The organism is Flavobacterium fluviale (genome assembly GCF_003312915.1).
GTDB lineage: Bacteria > Bacteroidota > Bacteroidia > Flavobacteriales > Flavobacteriaceae > Flavobacterium > Flavobacterium fluviale.
Map to the genome: position 1 here is coordinate 3,014,731 of NZ_CP030261.1, position 22,192 is coordinate 3,036,922.

General features: G+C 35.0%; 17 protein-coding genes. 2 read left to right on the forward strand and 15 right to left on the reverse strand.

Annotated elements, in window-relative coordinates; genetic code table 11:
• Positions 1-6: 6 nt before the first annotated feature.
• From HYN86_RS13290 to HYN86_RS13335, 9 genes are all read right to left on the reverse strand, one after another.
• Positions 7-1,116, reverse strand: a complete 1,110-nt coding sequence (locus tag HYN86_RS13290; RefSeq protein ID WP_113678465.1) for a FecR family protein — start codon at positions 1,114-1,116, stop codon at positions 7-9.
• Between the two features lie 67 nt (positions 1,117-1,183).
• Positions 1,184-1,783, reverse strand: a complete 600-nt coding sequence (locus HYN86_RS13295; protein WP_113678466.1) for an RNA polymerase sigma-70 factor — start codon at positions 1,781-1,783, stop codon at positions 1,184-1,186.
• Positions 1,784-2,338: 555 nt separating this feature from the next.
• Complete coding sequence (locus tag HYN86_RS13305; protein ID WP_113678468.1) at positions 2,339-2,947, reverse strand: hypothetical protein; 609 nt, start codon at positions 2,945-2,947, stop codon at positions 2,339-2,341.
• Between the two features lie 235 nt (positions 2,948-3,182).
• The gene (locus HYN86_RS13310; RefSeq protein ID WP_113678469.1) at positions 3,183-4,529 is read right to left on the reverse strand and encodes a DUF3526 domain-containing protein; all 1,347 of its coding nucleotides are present in this window, start codon (positions 4,527-4,529) and stop codon (positions 3,183-3,185) included.
• A gap of 1 nt (position 4,530) precedes the next feature.
• Entirely contained in the window at positions 4,531-5,982 is a 1,452-nt protein-coding gene (locus HYN86_RS13315) for an ABC transporter permease (RefSeq protein ID WP_113678470.1), read from the reverse strand.
• Between the two features lie 5 nt (positions 5,983-5,987).
• Entirely contained in the window at positions 5,988-8,348 is a 2,361-nt protein-coding gene (locus HYN86_RS13320; protein WP_113678471.1) for a TonB-dependent siderophore receptor, read from the reverse strand.
• Positions 8,314-9,009 carry an ABC transporter ATP-binding protein gene (locus tag HYN86_RS13325; protein WP_113678472.1) on the reverse strand — a complete coding sequence of 232 codons (696 nt, stop codon included), beginning with the start codon at positions 9,007-9,009 and terminating at the stop codon, positions 8,314-8,316. Before HYN86_RS13325 ends, HYN86_RS13320 begins: the two co-directional genes overlap by 35 nt.
• Before the next feature lie 222 nt (positions 9,010-9,231).
• Positions 9,232-9,582, reverse strand: coding sequence for a hypothetical protein (locus HYN86_RS13330; protein ID WP_113678473.1), 351 nt, complete (start codon positions 9,580-9,582; stop codon positions 9,232-9,234).
• Positions 9,583-9,732: 150 nt separating this feature from the next.
• Positions 9,733-10,167, reverse strand: coding sequence for a DUF1810 domain-containing protein (locus HYN86_RS13335; protein WP_113678474.1), 435 nt, complete (start codon positions 10,165-10,167; stop codon positions 9,733-9,735).
• 362 nt (positions 10,168-10,529) lie between these two features.
• Here HYN86_RS13335 and HYN86_RS13340 point away from each other — a divergent pair, with 362 nt between their 5' ends.
• On the forward strand, positions 10,530-11,279 hold the full coding sequence (locus HYN86_RS13340; protein ID WP_113678475.1) for a 4-hydroxy-tetrahydrodipicolinate reductase: 750 nt from the start codon (positions 10,530-10,532) through the stop codon (positions 11,277-11,279).
• 56 nt (positions 11,280-11,335) lie between these two features.
• Here the strand turns inward: HYN86_RS13340 and HYN86_RS13345 are convergent, their stop codons facing one another.
• On the reverse strand, positions 11,336-14,260 hold the full coding sequence (locus HYN86_RS13345) for a PQQ-dependent sugar dehydrogenase (protein WP_113678476.1): 2,925 nt from the start codon (positions 14,258-14,260) through the stop codon (positions 11,336-11,338).
• Between the two features lie 180 nt (positions 14,261-14,440).
• The gene (locus tag HYN86_RS13350; protein WP_113678477.1) at positions 14,441-15,718 is read right to left on the reverse strand and encodes an acetyl-CoA C-acetyltransferase; all 1,278 of its coding nucleotides are present in this window, start codon (positions 15,716-15,718) and stop codon (positions 14,441-14,443) included.
• Between the two features lie 238 nt (positions 15,719-15,956).
• On the opposite strand from HYN86_RS13350, the gene HYN86_RS13355 reads away from it, so the two are divergent.
• Complete coding sequence (locus tag HYN86_RS13355; protein ID WP_113679942.1) at positions 15,957-18,359, forward strand: TonB-dependent receptor; 2,403 nt, start codon at positions 15,957-15,959, stop codon at positions 18,357-18,359.
• Between the two features lie 246 nt (positions 18,360-18,605).
• Here HYN86_RS13355 and HYN86_RS13360 read toward each other — a convergent pair whose 3' ends face one another.
• The 4 genes from HYN86_RS13360 to HYN86_RS13375 all read right to left on the reverse strand — a co-directional run bounded on the left by HYN86_RS13360 (position 18,606) and on the right by HYN86_RS13375 (position 22,120).
• Positions 18,606-19,628 (reverse strand): LLM class flavin-dependent oxidoreductase, encoded by a 1,023-nt coding sequence (locus HYN86_RS13360; RefSeq protein WP_113678478.1) that lies wholly within the window; start codon positions 19,626-19,628, stop codon positions 18,606-18,608.
• 157 nt (positions 19,629-19,785) lie between these two features.
• Positions 19,786-20,193, reverse strand: a complete 408-nt coding sequence (locus tag HYN86_RS13365) for a DUF1634 domain-containing protein (RefSeq protein WP_113678479.1) — start codon at positions 20,191-20,193, stop codon at positions 19,786-19,788.
• A complete protein-coding gene (locus HYN86_RS13370) occupies positions 20,180-21,016 on the reverse strand; it encodes a sulfite exporter TauE/SafE family protein (RefSeq protein ID WP_113678480.1) in 837 nt (278 codons plus the stop codon). Before HYN86_RS13370 ends, HYN86_RS13365 begins: the two co-directional genes overlap by 14 nt.
• 111 nt (positions 21,017-21,127) lie before the next feature.
• Positions 21,128-22,120 carry a helix-turn-helix domain-containing protein gene (locus HYN86_RS13375; RefSeq protein ID WP_113678481.1) on the reverse strand — a complete coding sequence of 331 codons (993 nt, stop codon included), beginning with the start codon at positions 22,118-22,120 and terminating at the stop codon, positions 21,128-21,130.
• Between the last annotated feature and the right edge of the window lie 72 nt (positions 22,121-22,192).

A 22,192-nucleotide genomic window follows, 5' to 3' on the forward strand; every position in this document is an offset into this window, starting at 1 on the left:
GTTTGTTTAGTTATGGAAAATTGGTGTAATAGTAATTGTGTTTTGTTTAATGGAATAATTAAAAGGCGTATCACGTTTTAGAAGTTCTAAAATATTGGCGACACTTGACTCACTAATTTTTATTGAACCTGTAAAACTCTGTCTGGCCAAAACAGTATTTTCGTTGATAATTTCAACGTCATAAGTACGTTCAATAATTTTTGCAATAGTAGAAAATGGGGTATTTTGAAATACAAGTTCGCCTTGAGTCCAAGCTTCATAAACAGCTGTATCAACTGTTTGTGTTACGATTTTTTTTGACTCATTCTGCCAGACTGCCATTTGGGACGGTTTAAGCAAAACGGCGTTTAAAGGATTGTCTTTTTCAGACATTTGGATACTTCCTTCAACCAAAACACTACTCACAGTTTTGTCTTCGGGATATGCAGTCACAGTAAATTTTGTTCCGAGAACTTCAATATCTATTTTATCAGAATGCACTATAAAGGGATGCTGTTTATCTTTGGCAACTTCAAAAAAGGCTTCACCAGTTAAATAAACATTCCTTTTTCCGTTTATTCCAAATTGCTCTGGATAGCGTAAAGTAGTTCCAGAATTTAAACTTACAAAGGTACCATCTGAAAGTGTAAGCTTAAATCTTTTTCCATACGGAACTGTCAGTGTATGATAGGAAACTTCTTTATCGACAACTTTTCCGAAATAAACAATTCGGTCTGAAAATTTTCGGGCGATCAATTCACCTTTATCATTGACCAAAGCATTCTCATTTTTATGCGTAAAATATTCAAAACTTCCATCGCTTAATTCCAGAACAATTTCTTTAGAATCTGTTGTTCTTTCATTAAAATAAAAAGCAAGTCTTGTTAAACCCAATAATACCACAAGAACGGCCGCGTATCTAAAATACTTTCTTGTGTTATTTTTTGGTTTCAATGCAATTACTGGAGAAGTATCACGTGAAATAGTTCCAGTAACTGCTGTTAAAGCCCAAGTCTTTTTTAAAGTTATAAAATGCTTTTTGTTTTCTTCTGAGGCATCAATCCAATCAAAAAGTTGTTGAACTTCTTGTTCTGAAGCTTCATTAGATAAGTATTTATAAATTAGTTCCGATGCCATAAATGCGTTTTTAAACTTCTCGCCATAGTTAGTACACTTCAGAAATAAAATACCCTACCTTTTATTCTTAATTATTATAAATAAGGATAAAGATTAGAAACAGATAGTCCGATAATTTGGTCTTTAAAATCTTCAAAGCCTTTGTCATATGGGCTTCTACAGCTTTTAAAGTTACTTCCATTTCTTCGGCTATTTCTGCATTTTTTTTATTCTCAAAGCGTTTTTTAATAAAAACTTCGCGGGTTTTGGGCGGTAATTCGTTAATTGATTCCTGAATAATACGCTCCAATTCTGTTAATTCTAATGTGTCGAACTGAATTGAATTTAAAACCTCAATATCCAATTCTCGTTCTTTGTGGTTAAGCAGGTCATTCTTAAATTTGTCCTTCACTTTATTGTGGCGGATTAAATTCAGACATTTTGATTTGGCATAAGTAAATAAGAAAGCTTGAATCCCGTTAATAGATTCTACGTTTTCTCTATTTTGCCATAAGTGTAGTAAGGCTTCTTGAGCAAGATTTTCAGCTTCGTCCTGATCATAAATAAACTGAACGCTGAAAGATTGGATTCGCCTAGAATATTTATCGTAAAAAAACTTAAATGCAGTTTCGTCTCCTTCTTTAAAGGATTTGAAGAGATTTAATTCGAAACTGGTATTGTGGTTCATTAAACGAAATTTACTTTGGAAAAGCAATATTAAGTAAATTTTAAAAACTACTCAGATTTGCTCAGAAAGCGGCAAATATAAAAGTTTATTTATATTAATTCTAAATAAAATAAAATTATTGATTGTTTGCAGAAATTTTATTCAGAATAGGTTTAGAAACATGAATCAGCTTGTGATTTTTTAATGCAAAGTTTTTTATTTGCTTTTTTTTACCGCAAAGGCTTTTTTGTACGCTATTTTTTTAACGCAAAGCACGCAGAGTTTTTTTGATGTGCGAAACTTTTTAAGACACAGAGTTCGCAAAGCTTTGTGTAAAAACTCTTCGAACGTATATTTTAGCCACAGATTAAAAGGATTAAAAAGATTAAAAGGATTAAAATTTCTGAATCTGTTTAATCTGTGAAATCTGTGGCTACATATTTAGACTCCAATTATTAGCAAAGCTTTGCGTAAAACTTTGCAAACTCTGTGTAGAACTCAGAGTTCTCTTTGGTTAAAAACGTTTATATTGAAACAAAAGCTAAAAAAAAACTTCGCAAACTTTGCGGTTAATCCCTAATTAAGAATCAAATCAATATTTTTAGATAAATTTGAGACCAATTCCGGCTTATCGGTGTTTCTTAAAAGCCACGGAACGAGTTTTCCCCTGTTTATGATTTCTTCTTTAGAATAAACCAAACTAAAATATTCCGGTGAGTTTGGAGCTGCTTTTACATCTTCGAAATAGTAACGTGACTTTTTTAGAGATGGATATTTCCCTAGTAAATAATCGTTTACAGTGTAAGAAGCACCTTCCTTGTATAAATCTGACGAAAGGATAGGAGTGATTGTAATTTTTTGAATGTTATTTTTTAAATCTCTGTAAGCTTGTTTTGTAGTAGAAAAATTAGATTGTTTTAATTGATCTTTTTCAGATAATTGTCTAATAACAGAAAGCCTGACAAAATCCCCATTTATTTCAATTACTTTAAAAATAAAATAATTCGTCTGCATACTCTGACTTCCGTTTGAACCTCTTTCTCTGCTGAAAATAAAACTGCCTAATTGCAATTTGTGTTCAAGTGTATTAATCGCTTTTTTCCACTTGTATGGATTGTAAACCAATTGTTTAAAGGCGTAAAGAATGATAATAATTAAAAGGCTTACTAAAAGTATTTTTTTCATTGAATGGAAATTTTATTAAAAATACTAAAACGGGAATGTTTTAACGCAAAGAACGCAAAGGTTTTTTGATCTGGGAAACTTTTTAAAACACAGAGTTCGCAAAGCTTTGTGTAAAAACTTTGCAAACTCTGTGTAAGCCTTTGTGTTCTCTGTGGTTAAACGTTTTACCTATCCAAAGCTAAAAACTTAGCGTCCCGAGGCTTCGGGATTGCGTAAACCTTTGCGTGCTTTGCGGTTAAATAGCGTTTCTATTTAAATTCCTCCATCCAAAACCAATCAAAACTAAATTGAAAAGCAGTAATGGTAAAAACGCTTTTGCAAAACTTATTTGTGTTGGGTCATTGAACGTTTCTACTTTAAACTTATCCCATTTTTCAGCATTTACGGGAGCTTCTGAGAATATTTTTGGGTAAAAATACAATCTCATTTTTTCATGAAAATGCTTCGTTTCTTTCAAAAATAAAAGCTGATTTCCTAAATCGGCGTGGGCGATTTCGTTTAGCTGCAACTGCGTATGAAGCGTGGGTATAAATTGTGCAATTCTCTGACTGGCAAGGTTTCGCTGCTGTAATTTGGTTTCCAATTCGCGGGATTCAGCTGCCGACTCATCGTCGCCCATTTGCTGCATCGCGTAATACCAAAGCCAGCTGAATTCTTTTTCTGGTAAAACATAACTTTTAAACTGCGGGTAATGTTTGTAAAATTTCTCCACAGTCTCATTTTTATCCATGTCCCATTTTTCGTGATACGCATTTCGCTGTTTCAAAGTCAGTTCTAAAGCTTCTGGAACTTTGTATTGATTAACGATGTAAGCATTAATTCCGGCAGGAACAATGATTATTAAAAACAACCAGACTGTCAATAATAAAACAGCATTAAAATTAGAATGTTTTTGAAGTGAAACAATAAAAAAGCATACCGAAAACCAAAACAAAATATACAGAATCCCTAGTCCGTAAAAGAGGATAAAAGTCTGATCCAGTGGAATATTCAAGAATAAAACAGCTGTCAAAAGTAAAATAGTAAATAATGCAATTAAACTCAAAATTCTAACGTAAAATAACTGTAGAATGTAAATGAAGGTATTCTGACTTTGCGTTGCTACAATTTTCCAAGTACCGCTTTCTTTTTCTTCTGAAATAAGATTGTACGAAAAGGAAATAATTAAAAGCGGAAAAAGATAAATCAGCACAAAACTGAAATCGATATTTCCTGCCAGAAGATTATTCGGGTTATTGAGTTCTGAATCGTATTTCTGACCTTCCAATCCGCGAATCGTAACACTTTGAATTGAAGGATTAACATCACGTTGTCCGATTGCTAAACTGTTTATAGGCAGTGTTTTATTGACTAAGGAAAATTTGATGTAATACAATAAAAGTCCGATTTCATCTTTGTGAAATGCGGCATTTCTGGCGATATGTTCTTTCTGGTAAACAGCAGCTTGTTCAATATTACTCTGCTGTTTGTCTTGAAATTGTTTTCCAATTAAAAGACTTATAAAACCAATGCACAACAAGAAAAGCAGCCCAATTTTGGTTCCTTTTGACCGAATGAAATTTTTATATAATAATGCTAACATATTAAATGGCTTTAAGTTTTTTGGATGCAATTCGAACTAAAATGAAAAGCAGTGAAATCCAGAGAATAATTGAAATAATCGAGATAATTTCGTTTTTAAGAACCGTTCCGATTTTTTTAGGTTCGTAGTGAAATTCTTCTACATCGGCCCAATGTTCTTTACCAATCGTAAGCGGCTTATCATTTGGTCCAGGTTTTTTATTGCTGATGTATTTAATCTGCAATCCATTCATTTTCTGCGCCATTGCATAACGATAATCTTCGGCTTGTTTTTGAAAATCTACATACGATTCGTAATCGGTATTGGATAAACCCATCGATAAGTTTTTCATCGCGATATACGGATTCAAAAAGGAAACTGTCTTTGAAAAGCTATTCTGCTTTTTGTAAATTTTTAAAAGCTCGGCTAAATGCTCATTGTAAATTCTGGAACTAATTTTTTCTCCTTCGGTCATAATATAACCAGAGTAATTAAAGGGAAGTTTTTGCACAGAATCGACTTTGTAAGCGCGAAGCAGTGAATCTTTTATGGCTTTATAATGCGGATCATTCGGATTATGGCTGTCTCCCTGCTTCAGAATATCTTTTTCGATATCGCTGTTAAATTGGATCTTAGAAGGCGCTTCGTAAATATATGCCCCAATTGCCTGCGTTGTCCTTGGCAGAATAATGGTAAAAAGAAGCCAAATTCCAATAAGTGTTATCAAAGCTTTTTTAGATGTTTTGCTTGCTGCCGAAATTAAAACCGCAATAACACAGAAGAATAGGAGATAAGCCAAATGAAAAAGAACAAATAAAAGCATTTTTACGGTCTCGTCTGTCGTAACGGCGAAGTCTTGTAGAAAAAGCCAGATCAAAACCAAAACAATAATAGTTGGAACAAAAAGCATCATAATTACACTTGCAATTCCTAACGTTTTTCCAATAAGTAGCTGTTTCCAACTGATTCCCTGTGTTAAAAGGATTTTTAAAGTTCCGTTTTCACGTTCGTATGCAACAGCATTAAATCCGAGGAAAAAAATAAGCAGCGGTAACAAAACCTGCAGCACCATTGCAATACTGATTTCGCCAAAACGAAGCATACTGTTCGAAAATCCAGCTTCAGAGAAATTGGCTGTATTTTGTTTGTGGGCTTCCAAGAAAATTGCATTTCCAAAAAAAGGTTCCATTCCAAATTCGAAAACGCTTAAAGGTGTACTTTTTCTAAAAGCAAAGTTTCCATAATGCGCCATTCTATGCGGATTCTTATCTGGATTTTTCAACCAGTCTTCTCGAGATTCATGCTGATATTTTTCGCTGGTTTCGTTTTGACTCTTATAATTGTCCCAGCCCGTGAATGCGGCATATAAGAGCAAAATTCCAATAAAAATGGTAATAATATAAACTGCCTGATTTTTAAAAATCGAGTTTTTAAAATGTCTGGCTATAAGGAGTTCTGTGTGAAGTAATTTCATATAAATTAAAATTTATAAGTTACGGTTAGGCTTACGTTTCTAGGACTTCCCGGAAACAAACGCAGGTAATTCTGCGCGCCCAGCCAATAGGTTTTATTCAAAAGATTGCCTGCGTTTACAGCAATCTGCATATTACTATTATTAGGTTTGTAATAAAGAGCAGCATCAAAAATGGTGAAATCTGGAAGAGTAAAATCTCTTGTAAACCAAGGCACTTTACTGCTTTGATACTGCATTCCAAAACCAATTCCGAAATCATCCAGAGCAGAGTCAGAAGCAAAATTATAGCGTGTCCAAAGATTGGCGCTGTTTTTTGGCGTATTCTGCTTTCGCTGTCCAATTAATGAGGCATTAGCATCATTTGTAATTTCGGCATCAATGTAACTGTATGATGCATTAATCTGCCAGTCTGGAGTAATATATCCAGCCAAATCACATTCAAAACCACGGCTTCTTTCAGAACCTCTCGTTATCAATAAATCTGGGTTTACAGGATCATTGGCGTTCATTAAAATATTGCGCTGATTAATTTCGTAAACAGCAGCATTAAAACTTACGCTATTATTGAAGAAAACAGCTTTTAGTCCAAACTCTTTTAAATCACTTTCCAAAGGTTTAAAGAGACTTCCGGCAGGTAAACTTCCTGTCTGAGGCATTAAGCTAGTTGTGTTAGATTGAGGCTGATAACCTTCCAAATAAGTGGTGTACAGATTGATAGCATTATTGATAGCGTACGTAACTCCAATTCTAGGCAGTAATGCAGATTTTTTAACTGTTATCTCGTTGCTGGTTTCATAATTGGTAATATCTTCGAACCATTCGTTTCTTAGTCCCAATAAAAAAGTAAATTTTTCCCATTGAATCTGATCTTGAATATAAATTGCGTTTGTTGTTGTAAGTGCAGACGGAAGCGCTGTACGAACATTCAAAACATAATCCTGCGTATTTCTTAAAGCATAAGAAGGATTGTTTAAATCAAAGAAATTGACGTTTGGTTTGGGTAAAACAACACCGTTTACAGTTACAGTTTGATAATTTGATGCATTTGCAGGAACAAAAGAACTCGCTACAGTTCCATCATTTAATAAATAACCTCTCGCAGCATTTTGCCCGCCGCCCATGTTCTTATTCCAGCTGCTTAAGTCATAACCTGTTAATAGCTTATGATTGAGTTTGCCTGTTTTAAAATCAAAATTAAAATAGGCGGTAAGATTATCAATATCCCAATATTGCTGGCGCTGCACAAACTGCATCATGGCAAGACTCGTAACAGGCTGATTGTTCATATCTACGGCAAAACCATTAGTGGTGCGGTGTTCCTGCAGGTTTTCTGTCCAGGTTTGTTTCATATACGAAGCATTGAAACCAACTTTTGATGTGAATTTATGAGCAAAATTGGTCATCAAAATCATTTCTTTCGATTTGAAAAAATCTCCTGAAGCGCCTAAATTGAGACTTATTGGCGTTTTATTTAAATCAGTTTTACCTGCAACAGCTCCAAAAATTGGCTGTCCACGGTCTAGAACTCCAGTCATATCGCTTAAAATCAGCTCCGTATTGACTGCTGTTTTTTCATTCGGAATATAACTGAAAGATGGAGAAATCAAAAAGGACTTATTATTTACTAAATCCCGAAATGATTTGGCTTCCTGATACGCTCCATTTACACGATACAATAGTGTTTTAGATTCGTTTAACGGACCTGTAAAATCAAGGGTTCCGCGTAAAGTGCTAAAACTGCCGACAGTTAAACTTACTTCCTTTCGGTCTACCGCCAAAGGTTTTTTGGTCACCATATTGATACTTCCGCCGGGATCAACAGAAGAAAACGAAGCACTCGACGGACCTTTGATGACTTCAACTCTTTCGATATTACTCGTTAGAGGCTGTAAAAAATAGTATTGTCTGGTCCGCATTCCGTTTATAATCTGTCCTTCTTCATTTTGACTAATACCGCGAATCGTATATTGATTGTAATAACTGGCAGGAATTACACCGCTTGCCATTTTCACTACATCAGCAAGATAAATTGCTCCTTTATCTGCAATTAATTCTTTGGTAATAGTCGAAATAGACTGCGGAATATCTTTATTTAATGCAGCAGTTTTGGTTGCCGAAAAAGAGTAATCACTGTTGTATTTTCGCGTTGATCGCCCAATAATTTCAACCGTTTGTAATTCATTTCTTTTGGTTTCCAGTTCCAAAGAATCCTTAGTGATACTGTCTCTTACTTTGCCGCTATTTTGTGCGTTTATAATAGAAAAAGTACTTACTATAAATAGTAAAGAAATTATATATTTCATTTTTGTATGAATAGAAATCAATGTTTCCTTAAACGGTTTGTAAATACAAATCTTCCAATTCATTTGCAGAAATTTTAGAAGCTTCAATTACAGTAACTAAATTTCCCTGCTTCATAATTCCAATGTGCGAAGCCACTTCACGCGCCCTGAAAATATCATGGGTTGCCATTAAAATTGCCGTTCCATCTGCAGAAAGTTCTTTCAAAATTTGAGAAAATTCATTAGAAGCTTTCGGGTCTAAACCACTTGTAGGTTCATCCAGCAAAAGAACTTTAGCTTTTTTAGCTATTGCGATGGCAATTCCAACTTTTTGACGCATACCTTTAGAGTAACCGCCGAGATTTTGTTCGTGCGCTTTGGTCTGAAGTCCAGCTTTGTTTAAAAAATATTCCAGTTCGCCTTTTGAATATTTAAAACCTGCCAGCGAGGAGAAAAATTTAAGGTTTTCTAGACCCGTTAAATTCGGATAAAGCATTACAGTTTCTGGAATATATGCTACAAATTCTTTAGTAGTTTTCGCGTTTAGGATTACGGGAGTATCATTTATAGTTAAAGTTCCCTCTGTAGGTTCAATAAAGCCTAGGAATAAATTGATTGTTGTTGTTTTTCCAGCACCATTCTGCCCTAAAAGAGCAAAAATTTCACCTTCTTTAATAGTTAAATTTAAAGCGTTTAAAGCAGTGTAATCACCATATTTTTTGGTAAGATTTTCAGCTGTAAGCATAATATATTGATTTGGATTAATGTTTTGATGAATAGATTCCTGAACTCAATCATAGGAGCCCCGAATGCTTTTTAATAGAAATGATGAACGTTTACATCGGTTTATTCGCGAAAGCGCAGGTAGAAATGAATGTGTAAATTTCATCCATTGCCAGGTTTAAGACAAACAGACTTTTTCCTTCATAAAAAAATGAAACTGTCGAGATAAAAATAAACTAGTAAACTATGATAGAGCAGGAGGTGCCCTTAAAGCAAATAAACTGCCTTTGAAGAATGTCGAAACAGATTTGGTATAAATAAATACCGGCTTTGTTTCTATTTGTATTTTTTGAAAGAATAGAATTTCAGATGTATTTGGAATAAATGTACTGAAGGAAAAATGACAAACATGGCATTTTGGGTCATCGGCATGTGCATGCGTAATTTCTTTTTGATTGGCACTTGTATGGTGTACACAAGGCTTTTCTGAAAGTTGCTTAAAAAGATGCTCGTAAGAGTGCACAGTCTGAAACAGCATTGCGCACAATACTGCAAAAGATGCTAAGAAATTTACAATTACAATTCTCTTTTTCATTCAGTGGTGTTTCTGTGCAAATTAACTATCTAATACTGAAATAGATAATTGCAACAGGGTTGCAAATATAGTTATCTTATTTTTTATATGCTGCAAATGCAATTACTTTTTTATAATAAATGAGTTATAAATCCTTTAAATACAACCAATTCACAGGTTATTGTATAAGAGCTGTAAGGTGTGAAAATCAGATGATCCGTCGAAATATTTATGCAGCACTTCTTGAAAAATAGGCTCATAATTCTGGACGCTGGCAAATAATGTCATGCAGGACTGCAGTTTTTCAACATCATTATTTCCAAATATATTACTAACCGCTTCTTCTTCTTTTTTGATTAATTCTGAGGTAATCTCAACTAAATGTTTTCCTAAAATAGGATGTTCTAAAAAAGCAATTGCTTCATCGGCGTTTTTAATTTCATAAAATTTGGAGGTATCGCTGGACCCCATTCCTTTAATCTGCGGAAAGATGAACCACATCCATGGCGATTCTTTTTTACCATTTTTAATTTCGTCTAAAGCTGTCAAATACAATTTATTCTGAGCATCTAGAAAACGAAGCAATTCATTGTTGTTGTAGGCCATTACTTACTGATATTTATTGGGGGTATCAGGCGATAAATCTACTGAAAATAAGTTTACTTCAATATTACCAAATTCTTTTTTTTCTGGTGTTTTTTAGCTTTAAATTCCATGTTTAGAATGTAAAAAAATAGACTCAAATTATTATAACGCAGAATTTAATTAGTAAATAAAAACGTATTAATAAGTTGGTTTTTGTTATAAAAATCAGTTTTAACTAAAATTTCTGTTATGATTTTCCTATTTTTACTTTTATGGCAGTTTTAAAACTGTCTAAAATGAATTAAAATTTGACTTGATATTTACCACTTTATAATATCATTTTTTCTAACGGGCACTTTTCGCTCACTTAAAAACAAATGCTTATGAAAATAGGATTAATCGGATTCGGAAAAACTGGAAAATCAGTAGCTTCAATATTATTAGACAATAAAAAATTCTGCTTAGAATGGGTTTTAAGACAAAGTACAGTGTTGGAACACAGATCGGTACCAGAATTTTTTGGAGTACAATCAGACGAACCCGGCTTAATCTATTCTAGTTCTAAAACTTCTATTGAAGAATTACTGGAAAACCATCCCGTAGATGTGATTATTGATTTTTCATCACATCAGGGAATCTATACTTATGGTGAAGCTGCAGCAAAAAAGAACATCAAAATAATTTCGGCAATTTCGCATTACAAAGACAAGGAATTACAGTTTCTAAAAAAGTTAGGGCAGAAAACAACTGTTTTTTGGTCGCCAAATATTACTCTAGGTGTTAACTATTTATTGTTTGCTGCTAAATTTTTGAAGAAAATCGCGCCGTGGGTTGATATTGAAGTAAATGAAGAACATTTTAAAGCAAAAGAAGGAACTTCTGGAACAGCCATAAAAATTGCAGAAGCGCTGGATGTTGACAAAGAAAATATTAATTCAGTTAGAGCTGGAGGTATTGTTGGAAAACACGAAGTTATATTTGGTTTTCCTTTTCAAACCGTTCGTATCATCCACGAATCTATTTCTAGGGAAGCTTTCGGAAACGGAGTAATTTTCGTTGCAGAAAACATCAAAGAAAAAGAAAATGGATTGTATAATTTTGAAGATATATTAACGCCGTACTTCGCTGTTTAAATACAAAAAAGACTCGCTGAAAATCAATTTAGCGAGTCTTTTTTTATGATATTGTACTATAACTTACTTAGTGGTATTGCTTTACTGCTTGCATTTGTTTTTAAGAAATAAATTCCAGAGGCAAGTTCAGAAATTGAAATTAGATTTCCTGAACCTTGTTTAATTTTACTTCCTCCGGTAGAATATAAAGTCCATTCCAGTTCTTTTGACAAATGAAATATTCCTTTTGAAGGATTTGGATAAACCATAATTTTGTTAGATTCTCCATTCGGATTTTCAACACCTAAATTACAGTTTTCAACCATAAAAGAAACATTTTTAGTGTTACTTCCGTTTGTATTGGTTACCGTTAATGAAATATCTCGTGTTCCTTCCGTAGAAAAAATTACCGAGTGCGGACCAATTCCTGCGGCGGTTGCGGGTTGTGCGCCAGTACCAAAATTCCACGAATAAGTATCAACAGTTCCGATAGAAACAGAGGTAAAGGTAACAGCATTATTCAAGCATCCCATTTGCGGTGTAAATTCAAAATCTGCAATAGGACTTGTTGTGCTTCCTGATAGTACAAATTCCATCTTATTTACATTTGTATCATTTTCGTCAAAATATAAAGTAATTACATGCGTGCCTTGTGTTAATACTATATTTGGAATTGTCACAGTCTGCCAGTTTTGAAAACCTCCTGTATTTGGAATATTAATAACTCCGGTCGCATTTACGCCATCTACTTCAAGATGTAGTTTTCGGGTATTATAAGGTGTAGCAACTCTAAGATTTATGGTATAGTTTCCTGTTGTATTCACTTTTGCGGTGTATTTGAGCCATTCATCTTTGGCTACATATGCAAGATTAAATCCGCCTTCATTACAAACCTCAGTTCCAACTCCATCGCCTGGTCTGTACGCAGTATCGCCGCCGCCATTTTTATCTAAAAAAGCTCCCGGGCCAATGTCATAATTTTCAGCTTCTATAATCCCTGGGATTTGAGCAATAATTCCTTGATAAGGTGCGTTTTGCAATGTTGTAGGAGTGTAAATTGCGGTATAAGTAATCGTTCCAGATGCGGGTGCTTTAAAAGTCTGGTTAGCAGTTCCGCCTTGGCTCCAATGATCAAAATCATAACGAATATTACCAGCATACTGAGGCGTTGGTGCATTTAAAGTTTGTAAAGCAGCATTGGCAACGACCTGTTTTGTTGAAGGCGCTGTAACTGGTTTTTGATTGAATTCTAAATTAAGAGGAACTGGCGAACTTGCAGCGGTTACATCAACCAAATTTGGTTTAATGTCAACAAAACTCGTTCCTGTTAACCCGTTGCTGTCGGTTACTTTTACAGTAAAACGATACCAAACATTTGGCGTTTTTTCACCCTGATTCGAAGCTGTAAAGTTCCCTGATTTTACACCTTGCGGACTTGCCCCTGGATGCGAGTGGCCGGCTCCAGGAACATCTTCATGAAAAAGATCAATACTCCACGCGAAGGCACTTGCGGGTAGTGTTCCATCCTCGATATCAGTGGCTGCGGCTTCAAAAGGCACAATATCATCAGCATTCCATTTTAATGCAGGTAACGGAGAAACAATAGTAACAGTTGGTGCGTTGCTAAAAGGTGTCACAGTTAATGTGGCAGGATTGCTGGTTACATTTCCAGCTGTATTTGAAACAATCACTCGGTAAGCACCAGCACTTACATTGGTTACATTTGGTATAGTAAAACTGGCACCTGTTGCACCATTGATATTTATGTTATTGAACTGCCATTGATAAGTTAGACCAGTACCGCTCGCAGAAACGGTAAAAGTGACAGGATTAGTCTGCATTATAGATTGAGAAACTGGATGATTGACAATTGTTGGTGCTGCAGTTTCAATATAATCGAGTTTGATTAAAGAACCGTTGTTTCCGTAAGCGCAATAATAGATATAACCATCATTTCCAAGCATCATTCCGAGAGCATATTGCTGCGCCTGCGGAACGGTAAAGAAAGTTGTAGAAACAGGATCAGCAATATTAGGATCAAAAGATCGAATTTCGGTTCTCACGTAATCTTTAATGATAAATTTTCCTTGAAGATTAGGATAACGAGAAATTGCTGGATTATAAAGAAGACCATTTGTTAATGCATTTCCAATACTCCCTGTAGCATAAGTAAATATCGGATTGGTAAATAAATTGGTTTCCGTTTGTTTTCCATCGCCTCCCTGCGGATGTCCCCAAGCATAATTGCGAATGGCAGGATTGCTGATTTCATTTACTTCTTCCCAAGATGTTCCCACATCCAGCACATATAACTTATTCGCAGCTTCATTTGGAACCAGTCTCCAAGGGTTTCTAAAACCGTAAACCCAGATGCTTTGTCTTTGCACGGAGCCGCTTCCATAATAAGGATTTCCTGGAGCAGGCTGTCCATCTTCTGTTAAACGAAGAATTTTCCCCTTATAGGTATCTAAATCTTGGGAGTTGGTGTTGAGCTGACTATCACCGACAGTAACATAAAGATATCCGTTGAAGAATTTTAAATCTCCTCCGTTATGAAATCCGCCGCCAATAGGTTCCAAAAGCAGAATTTCCTGTCTGCTGACTACCTGATTGGCGTTATCGATTTTAACTCTCTCAATTCGGTGACGTACTACGGTTCCATCATTAATAGCGTAAAAAACATAGATAAAACCATTTGCGGCGAAGTTTGGATGCAGGGTTAAACCAAGTAATCCCTGCTCACTGTCTGTTATGGTTGCAACTGTAAAAACGGTTGAAACGATATTGTTTTGAAACACTTTTACAATACCGCCTCTTTCTGCAATAAAAATTCTTCCATCAGGCGATTGTTCCAGTGCTAGTCCTTCTCTAATGACAGCTGTAGGAGCTAGGTTTTGGGTAATATACTGTGAGTAGGATTTCGATGAAATCAATAAAACAAATAGCAGCAGGAAGTGACTAAATAAAGGATTGAAAATGTTAAAAGGTAGAGTTTTTCTCATAATTATTCAGAATTTTTTAATGATTTGGGTGATCAAATTTAATCTTTTTCTGTATAATTATTTAGTTTCTAACGATTTCTTTTAGATTATTTAATCCCTAAAATTTACCATTTTCCTAAAGTCTATATTCCCTCAGATTTAGCAGATTTTTATAAAAATGAATGAATTCTAATTCATATATTATTTCTCAATTATCATAGTAACTCCCTGTCCGCCGGCTGCACAAATAGAGATAAAACCTTTTCCTGAACCTTTTTCGTTAAGTAATTTTGCCATTACGCCAATGATTCTGCCGCCCGTTGCGGCAAACGGGTGCGCCGCGGCAAGACTGCTTCCTTTTACGTTTAATTTATTTCGATCGATAGCTCCTAAAGCTTTTTTTAAACCAATTGATTCGCTGAGCTCTGGACTTTCCCAAATTTTTAAGGTGGCTAAAACCTGTGCGGCAAAAGCTTCGTGAATTTCATAATAATCAAAGTCCTGAAGATTTAATCCAGCTTTTTCGAGCATTCTAGAAGCAGCAAATAGGGGAGCTAACAAAAGATTCTGCTGATTTTTAACGTACTCAATTGCAGCAATTTCTGCAAAAGAAATGTACGCTAAAATAGGAAGTCCCTGCTCTTTTGCCCATTCTTCACTTGCAAGTAGAATACAAGAAGCTCCGTCTGTTAAAGGCGTAGAATTACCCGCTGTCAAAGTACCGTTTACTTTATCGAAGGCTGGATTTAGTTTGGCTAATTTTTCAATTGTACTGTCTTTTCTTAAATTGTTGTCTTTTTCCAATCCATTAAAAGGCGTAATCATATCATCAAAAAAGCCTTCATCATATGCTTTTGCCATATTCAAATGACTTTTTAAAGCAAATTGATCTTGATCTTCTCGAGATATTTTATAATGTTTGGCAGTAATTTCGGTATGTCCGCCCATTGAAAGTCCTGTCTGCGATTCTTCATTTTTAGGAACCAACGGACTCAAATCTTTGGGACGAAGTTTTAGAAATAATTTGATTTTTTCGCCTAATGATTTCGCTTTTCTAGCATCTAATAATATTTTTCTAAGCTTCTCACTTACAGCAATCGGCATATCACTGATAGAATCGACACCGCCGGCAATTCCAGATTCAATTTGTCCTAGGGCAATTTTATTGGCGATATAAATGGCACTTTCAATTCCAGTATCACAGGCCTGCTGTAGATCGCACGCAGGAGTTGCAGGATCAAGACTAGTCTGCATCACACATTCGCGGATCAAATTGTTATCGTAAGTATGTTTAATAACGGCTCCACCGGCAACTTCTCCTAGTAATTTTCCTTTCAGCTCGTATTTATCAATAAGACCATTTAATGCTGCGGTCATCATTTCTTTATTGCCAACATTAGAATACGCTGTATTGGCTCTTGCAAAAGGTATTCTGTTATAACCTACAATGGCTACTTTTCTTATTGTATCTGGCTTCATGTCAATATTTTATTAAGTGAATTTTTTTTGAATTTGCAATTATAAAGATAAAAAGAGAATCTGGTATAATACTTAACCTAGGTTAATTTATCAGGAAATAACTTAAAGAAAGCTTTTGAATCGAATTTTCGTGCTGATTGTCTGTAAATTGTTAGATTTATTTAGAATGAATAAAAATAATTTGGAAAACCGAATATTTGAAATTACTTTTGCCCAGCAATTTAAAATCAAAACCAAAATGAAAATAATATTTAATAAGGGAGTTTACGTTTTTGCGCTTCTATTATGTTCTATAACAATGATGGGACAGGAGTTCGGGAAAGTGGCTGGTAAAGTTTCTTTGAGTGGTAATACGGCTGCCGAAAATATAGCTGTAACTTTAAAAGGAACTAAATATTCTGACGTTACGACTGTCTCAGGACAATATGAAATTACGAGAGTAAAACCAGGAAATTATACTATTGTAGTTAGTGCACTAGGTATTGATCCCGTTGAAGCCAATATAGTAGTAACAGCAAAACAAACGACGACTAAAAACTTTTCGTTAAACGAAAGTCAAGAAGATCTTCAGGAAGTAGTAATTACTAAAAATAAATACAAGCAGGATAAACCATCTATGTCTCTGCGTTTGCAGACACCAGTTTTAGAGATTCCGCAAAACATACAAATTGTAAGTGCTCAAACCTTAAAAGATCAGCAGATTACAAGTATGAGTGATGGAGTAATCCGTAACGTGAGTGGTGCTGTACGTTTGGAGCATTGGGGAGATTTGTATACGAATATTACCATGAGAGGTTCGCAAATTCAGGCATTTAGAAACGGATTTAATGTAGTTTCATCTTTTTGGGGTCCGTTAACAGAAGATATGAGTTTTGTAGATCATATCGAATTTGTAAAAGGACCGGCTGGATTTATGCTTTCGAGCGGGGATCCAAGCGGACTTTATAATGTCGTGACTAAAAAACCAACAGGAGTTACAAAAGGTGAAGTTAGTGCGATCGTAGGGAGCTATGATTTCTACCGAGTAAGTGTAGACCTTGACGGAAAATTAGATAAAAAAGGAAAATTATTATACCGTTTTAACGGAGCTGCGCAAAAGAAAGGTTCATTCCGTCCATTTGAACATAATGACCGCTATGTAATTGCACCAGTAATTTCATATCAATTTGATGACAAAACAAAATTGACATTTGAGTACAACTTTCAATATGCAAATATGACAGAAGTTGGTTCTTATTATGTATTTGGACCAAAAGCGGGAGGATATGCCACTATGCCGCGTGATTTCACAATGACAGCACCAGGTTTACCTGATACCAATATTCAGGATCACAGTGGTTATTTACAATTTGAACATAAATTCGATGACAACTGGAAATTAACAGCTCAGACTTCTTATTTCAAATATCTACAGCAAGGATATAGTTCTTGGCCGTCTGCTGTAGGACCTGTAACAACACCAAATGGAGATATTGCAAACGGTGAAATTATTAGAAATGTGGGTATCTGGGATGCAGATAGTAATATGTTTTTAGGACAGATTTTCGTAAATGGTAAATTTAATACTGGAGCAGTAAGCCATAAAATTTTAGGAGGAATAGATTTAGGAGATAAAGATTATGCTGCAGATTGGGGACAATCTCATGATCTTGACACGGCTGATAACCCTTTTAATATTTATAACCCAAATTATGGAACTCCATCAAACGGGTTTCCTCAATTTGATCACGATACGCCGCTTAGTCAAAGAGCAGGGGGACTTTATGGTACAGAATATGCTGCGGCTTATGTTCAGGATGAACTTGGTTTCTTTCGTAACAGATTAAGATTAACCCTTGCAGCGAGGTATACATGGATTAGACAGACTAACAGTTATGAGGTTGATCCAACAGAGGACAGCCATATAACACCGCGTGCAGGTTTAAGTTATTCTATTACTGATGACTTCGCAGTTTACGGATTATATGATCAAGCTTTTATACCTCAATCAGGATTAGTTAGAGATGGTGAATTAAAACCATTAACGGGTAACAACGTCGAATTTGGTATCAAAAAAGATTGGTTCGATGGTTCATGGAATACGACCTTATCTGTATACAATATTTTGAAAAAAAATGAATTAACTAGCGATCCATTAAGTAATCCGCAAAAACCAACTAAAATTGTGTTAGGCGAAAAAAGAGCGCAAGGTTTTGAATTTGATTTAAGAGGAAAAATATTTGATGGTCTTAACTTGATTGCAAATTATGCCTTTACAGAATCTATTGTAACGGAATCTAATGTGCGCGGAATTAATGTAGGTGCGGTAGTTCCTGGATATTCAAAACATACTGCAAATGCATGGTTAAATTATACCGTTCAATCTGGTAAAGTAAAAGGACTAGGAGCTTCTATTGGAGGAACTTTCCTTGACGGACGCCAGACTGACACTTGGGGAGAAGGTCTTGAGAAACTACCGACTTATTTTAAACTAGACGGAGGTTTATCTTATGAAATTGGAAAAGTAAAAGTTACAGCAAACGTATTTAATATTTTAGATAAATACTTATACAGTGGTTCTTACTATGAGTGGCTGCAGGCATACTACTGGCAGGCTGAGGCAGGAAGAAACTTTAGAGTTGGCGTTACTTACAAATTCTAAATAGATTTGTTTTTTTAGGCTCAAAGGAATAGAGGTGCAAAGGTTCAAAGGTTTAATACCAGAGTTTGAATTTTTGAATTGTCTCCAGTTTTAACTGGTAAAAATTAAGATTGAAAAAGGCTTTAGCAAAACTATTATTTTGCTAAAGCCTTTTTGTTTTAATTGATAAAATTTTAAAGATTCTCTCATTTTCAGAAATCGAAGAAAGGAAATCCTTTTAATCTCTGAAATCTGTGGCATAAAAAACTATCCCTTTCTAATCAAAGGAATCAGTTTTGTTCCAATTAACTCTATGGCATTCATTAATTGTATGTGTGTTAATCCAGCGTTGTCCATTTGAAATGTAAATCGATCGACGTCGCCAAGTGCTTCACTGTGACGCAGGATTTTCTCTGCAGCTCTTTCAGGGCTTCCGACAATTAAAACACCTAAGTCATCAATTAATCCGTCAAATTTATCTTTTGTAACTGGCGGCCAGCCGCGTTCTCTTCCTAATTTTGTCCATAACTCCGCATAACCTGGATAATAATCAGCAATGGCATTTTCTGTTGTTTTACCAACGTATCCTGGAGAATGTATTCCTACTTTTAATTCTTCTGGTTTATATCCTGCAGTTTTTCCAGCCTGACGGTATAAATCAATTAAAGGCTTAAAACGATGAGTTTGTCCGCCAATAATGGCAACCATTAACGGAAGTCCAAGCGAACCTGCTCTGATAAAAGATTCAGGTGTTCCGCCAACTCCAAGCCAAATCGGTAATTTTTCTTGTATAGCTCGTGGATATACAGGAAGATTATGGATCGCTGGGCGAAATTTTCCTTCCCATGTCACAAATTCATTGTCACGAATATGCAAAAGTAAATCTAATTTTTCGCTGAAAAGGGCATTATAGTCATTTAGATTATAGCCGAAAAGGGGATAAGCTTCAATAGAAGAGCCACGCCCTACAACAATTTCTGCCCTTCCTTTTGAAACCAGATCCAAAGTCGCAAAACTCTGATACACACGTACAGGATCGGCCGCACTCAAAACCGAAACAGCACTCGCTAAACGTATATTTTTTGTTCTGCCCGCCGCCGCACTTAATATTACAGCTGTTGCAGAATCTAAAAACTCTTTTTTATGATGTTCGCCAATTCCGAAAACATCAAGGCCAACCTGATCTGCAAATTCAATTCTTTGCAGCAATTGCTCCATCGCATCAACACTGCTCAAAGTGTTGTTATCTCCATACATTGCCGAAGCAAAACTGTCTATTCCTATTTCCATATATTTTTGATTTTCTTTAGGCAGTAAGCTATAAGCTTTAGACTTTGCTAAAAAGCTTATAGTCTACAGCTATATTAATGATTGTAAAAGGTAAGCATAAAGTTTTAAAGCATTTTAGGAAAGCCTACAGCCTATAGCTTAAAGCCTACTGCGAATATTAATGTGAGAATCCGAATGAAATACTGATAATGATGATCGTAATTACAATTAATGTTATTCCTACATACAAATAATCTTTCTCCAATAAAAACGAAAACAGTGATAGTAAAACCCGCAGTACTGGAGTTAAAAAGAGTAAAACAATACCCGTAAATATTAATGATTCTCCGTTTCCTTGAACTGCACCGTTGTAAACATCTGCGATTACTTCAAATATATTGCGGTCATTTTCCTTAAAAACAGAATAATCTTCTATTTGGCTTCCGTTGTGCATTAAATACACAATTCCTCCCATAAAAGCTACCGCTAACGAAATCCAAACCCCATAACGAAGTAAGTTTCCTATGATTGACTGAAAGTCTTTTTCTCCAAATTTTTCTTCTTGTACCATCTTAGATTTTTCCATTTAGTCCGTTATAAATCATATTTACTGCCAAAACGAAAATCAGACAAGCAAAAAAGATTCTCAATTTTTTCGGATTGGTGCGAACTAATATTTTAGCACCTGCCATAGCTCCAAACAAAACTCCAATTACAACCGGCATACAAATTCCAGGTTCAATATATCCTTTTTGAATATAAATGACAGAACTCGCCATTGCTGTCACACCCATCATAAAGTTACTCGTTGTGGTCGAAACCTTAAACGGAACTCTCATAATATTGTCCATTGCAATTACTTTAAAGGCGCCAGAACCAATTCCGAGTAAACCAGACATCATTCCTGCAATTCCCATCATGCTGAAACCGCCTAGAACATTTTTGGTTCCATAATGAATAATTTCGCCGTCATGAGAAGGGTAAGTTCCTTCTAATTTTAATTTTTTAGCCAGCGGACTGGATTCTAAAACGATGTGTTCTTCTTTTTTTCGAAGAGAATTAACAGCCGAAAAAATCAAGGTTAAACCGAATAAAACGGCTATAAAAGAAGTAGGAGCGACAGTAGAAAGCAATGCGCCGCAAACAGCACCAATTGTGGTTGCGATTTCGAGAAAAATTCCCATTCGCATATTGGTAATTCCTTCTTTTACATAAGCTGCAGCAGAACCTGAAGAGGTCGCAATAACAGAGACCAAAGCGGCTCCAATTGCATAATGAATGTCGACTCCGAGAATAATAGTAAGAAGCGGAATGATTATAATGCCGCCTCCCAAGCCTGATAATGAACCGATAAAGCCTGCTAAAAAGGCACCTAGAATCATTATAAGCGTAAAGGTAAGTATTGTCATTAAGATATGTTTTTGTATCTGCTAATTTACGAATACAAATTTGTTCGAAACAGCATTATGACCTTAAATATACCTTAAAAATGCTTTGAGGTAAAATTCCCTCATTTGATCTTAAATCTTCAATCTCAATTTAGTAGGCGGATAGCCGAAAATCCTTTTAAAAGCAATGCTAAAGTTTGATACATTTTGATAACCAGAGAGATGACTTATTTCCTGAATAGAAAGTGATGTATCTGATAAATAATGTCTGGCATTGTTCATTCTGATTTCCTGCAGATAGCCAAAAACAGTATCGCCAAAAACGGTTTTAAAACCTTCTTTTAATTTGGTTTGGTTGACGCCGACTTTTCGGGCTAATTCAACAATAGTGTAAGGATTATCAATATTTTCGCGTATTAACTGCGCTGCATATTTTATTTTCTCCACATCATTTCCCGTTAGATTAATTGCCTCTTTTTCGGAGTCTAAATTGTGATGGCTTAAGGCAATAAGTTCATAAATTTTAGATTCCATGTAGATTTTTCTGGTCAAACCTTTGTAAAAACAATTTTTTATATCCTGCATTACGCCAAATATTTTAGCACTTATTTTAATTTCATTTTTGGCTAAAGCGGCACTGCTGTTTTTTTGGATATTATTGAGGAAATTATCCATTATTTTCGATTCCCCTTCATATTTAGTAAGCACATTTAAAGGAAGATGAATGTCAAAAGTATTATAAATAATATCTTTTTTGAAGTCAATTTTGGCGTGATTATCTTCTGCAGAAAGGAAAGTAATATTGCCGGACATTGGTGCTGCAAAATCTTTGGAAGATCCAGGGTTGATATATCCAATTTTTTGGTCAGAAAGATTAAAATGCATTTCTAAAAGCGAAGAATCTCCATGTCCCGAAATTGCAACATCATCGTGTAATTGATAATTTCCCTGAAGAATCGATAACTCCTCTGTGATCGTATGTTCATGAAATAAAATATCTCCTTTTGGCGTGACAAATTTTATATCTTTTCCGTCTTCTGAAAGTCTTTTAGGCTCTTTTATTCCTGGCTTTTTATCCGTTTCCAGAAAATCAGCAAAGTCATTTGAATCAATTTTAAATGCCATTTTTATACTTCTATATTCATAATTAAAACTTCCACTTTCATAAGTACAAAGATTACTAATCAAATACTTTTG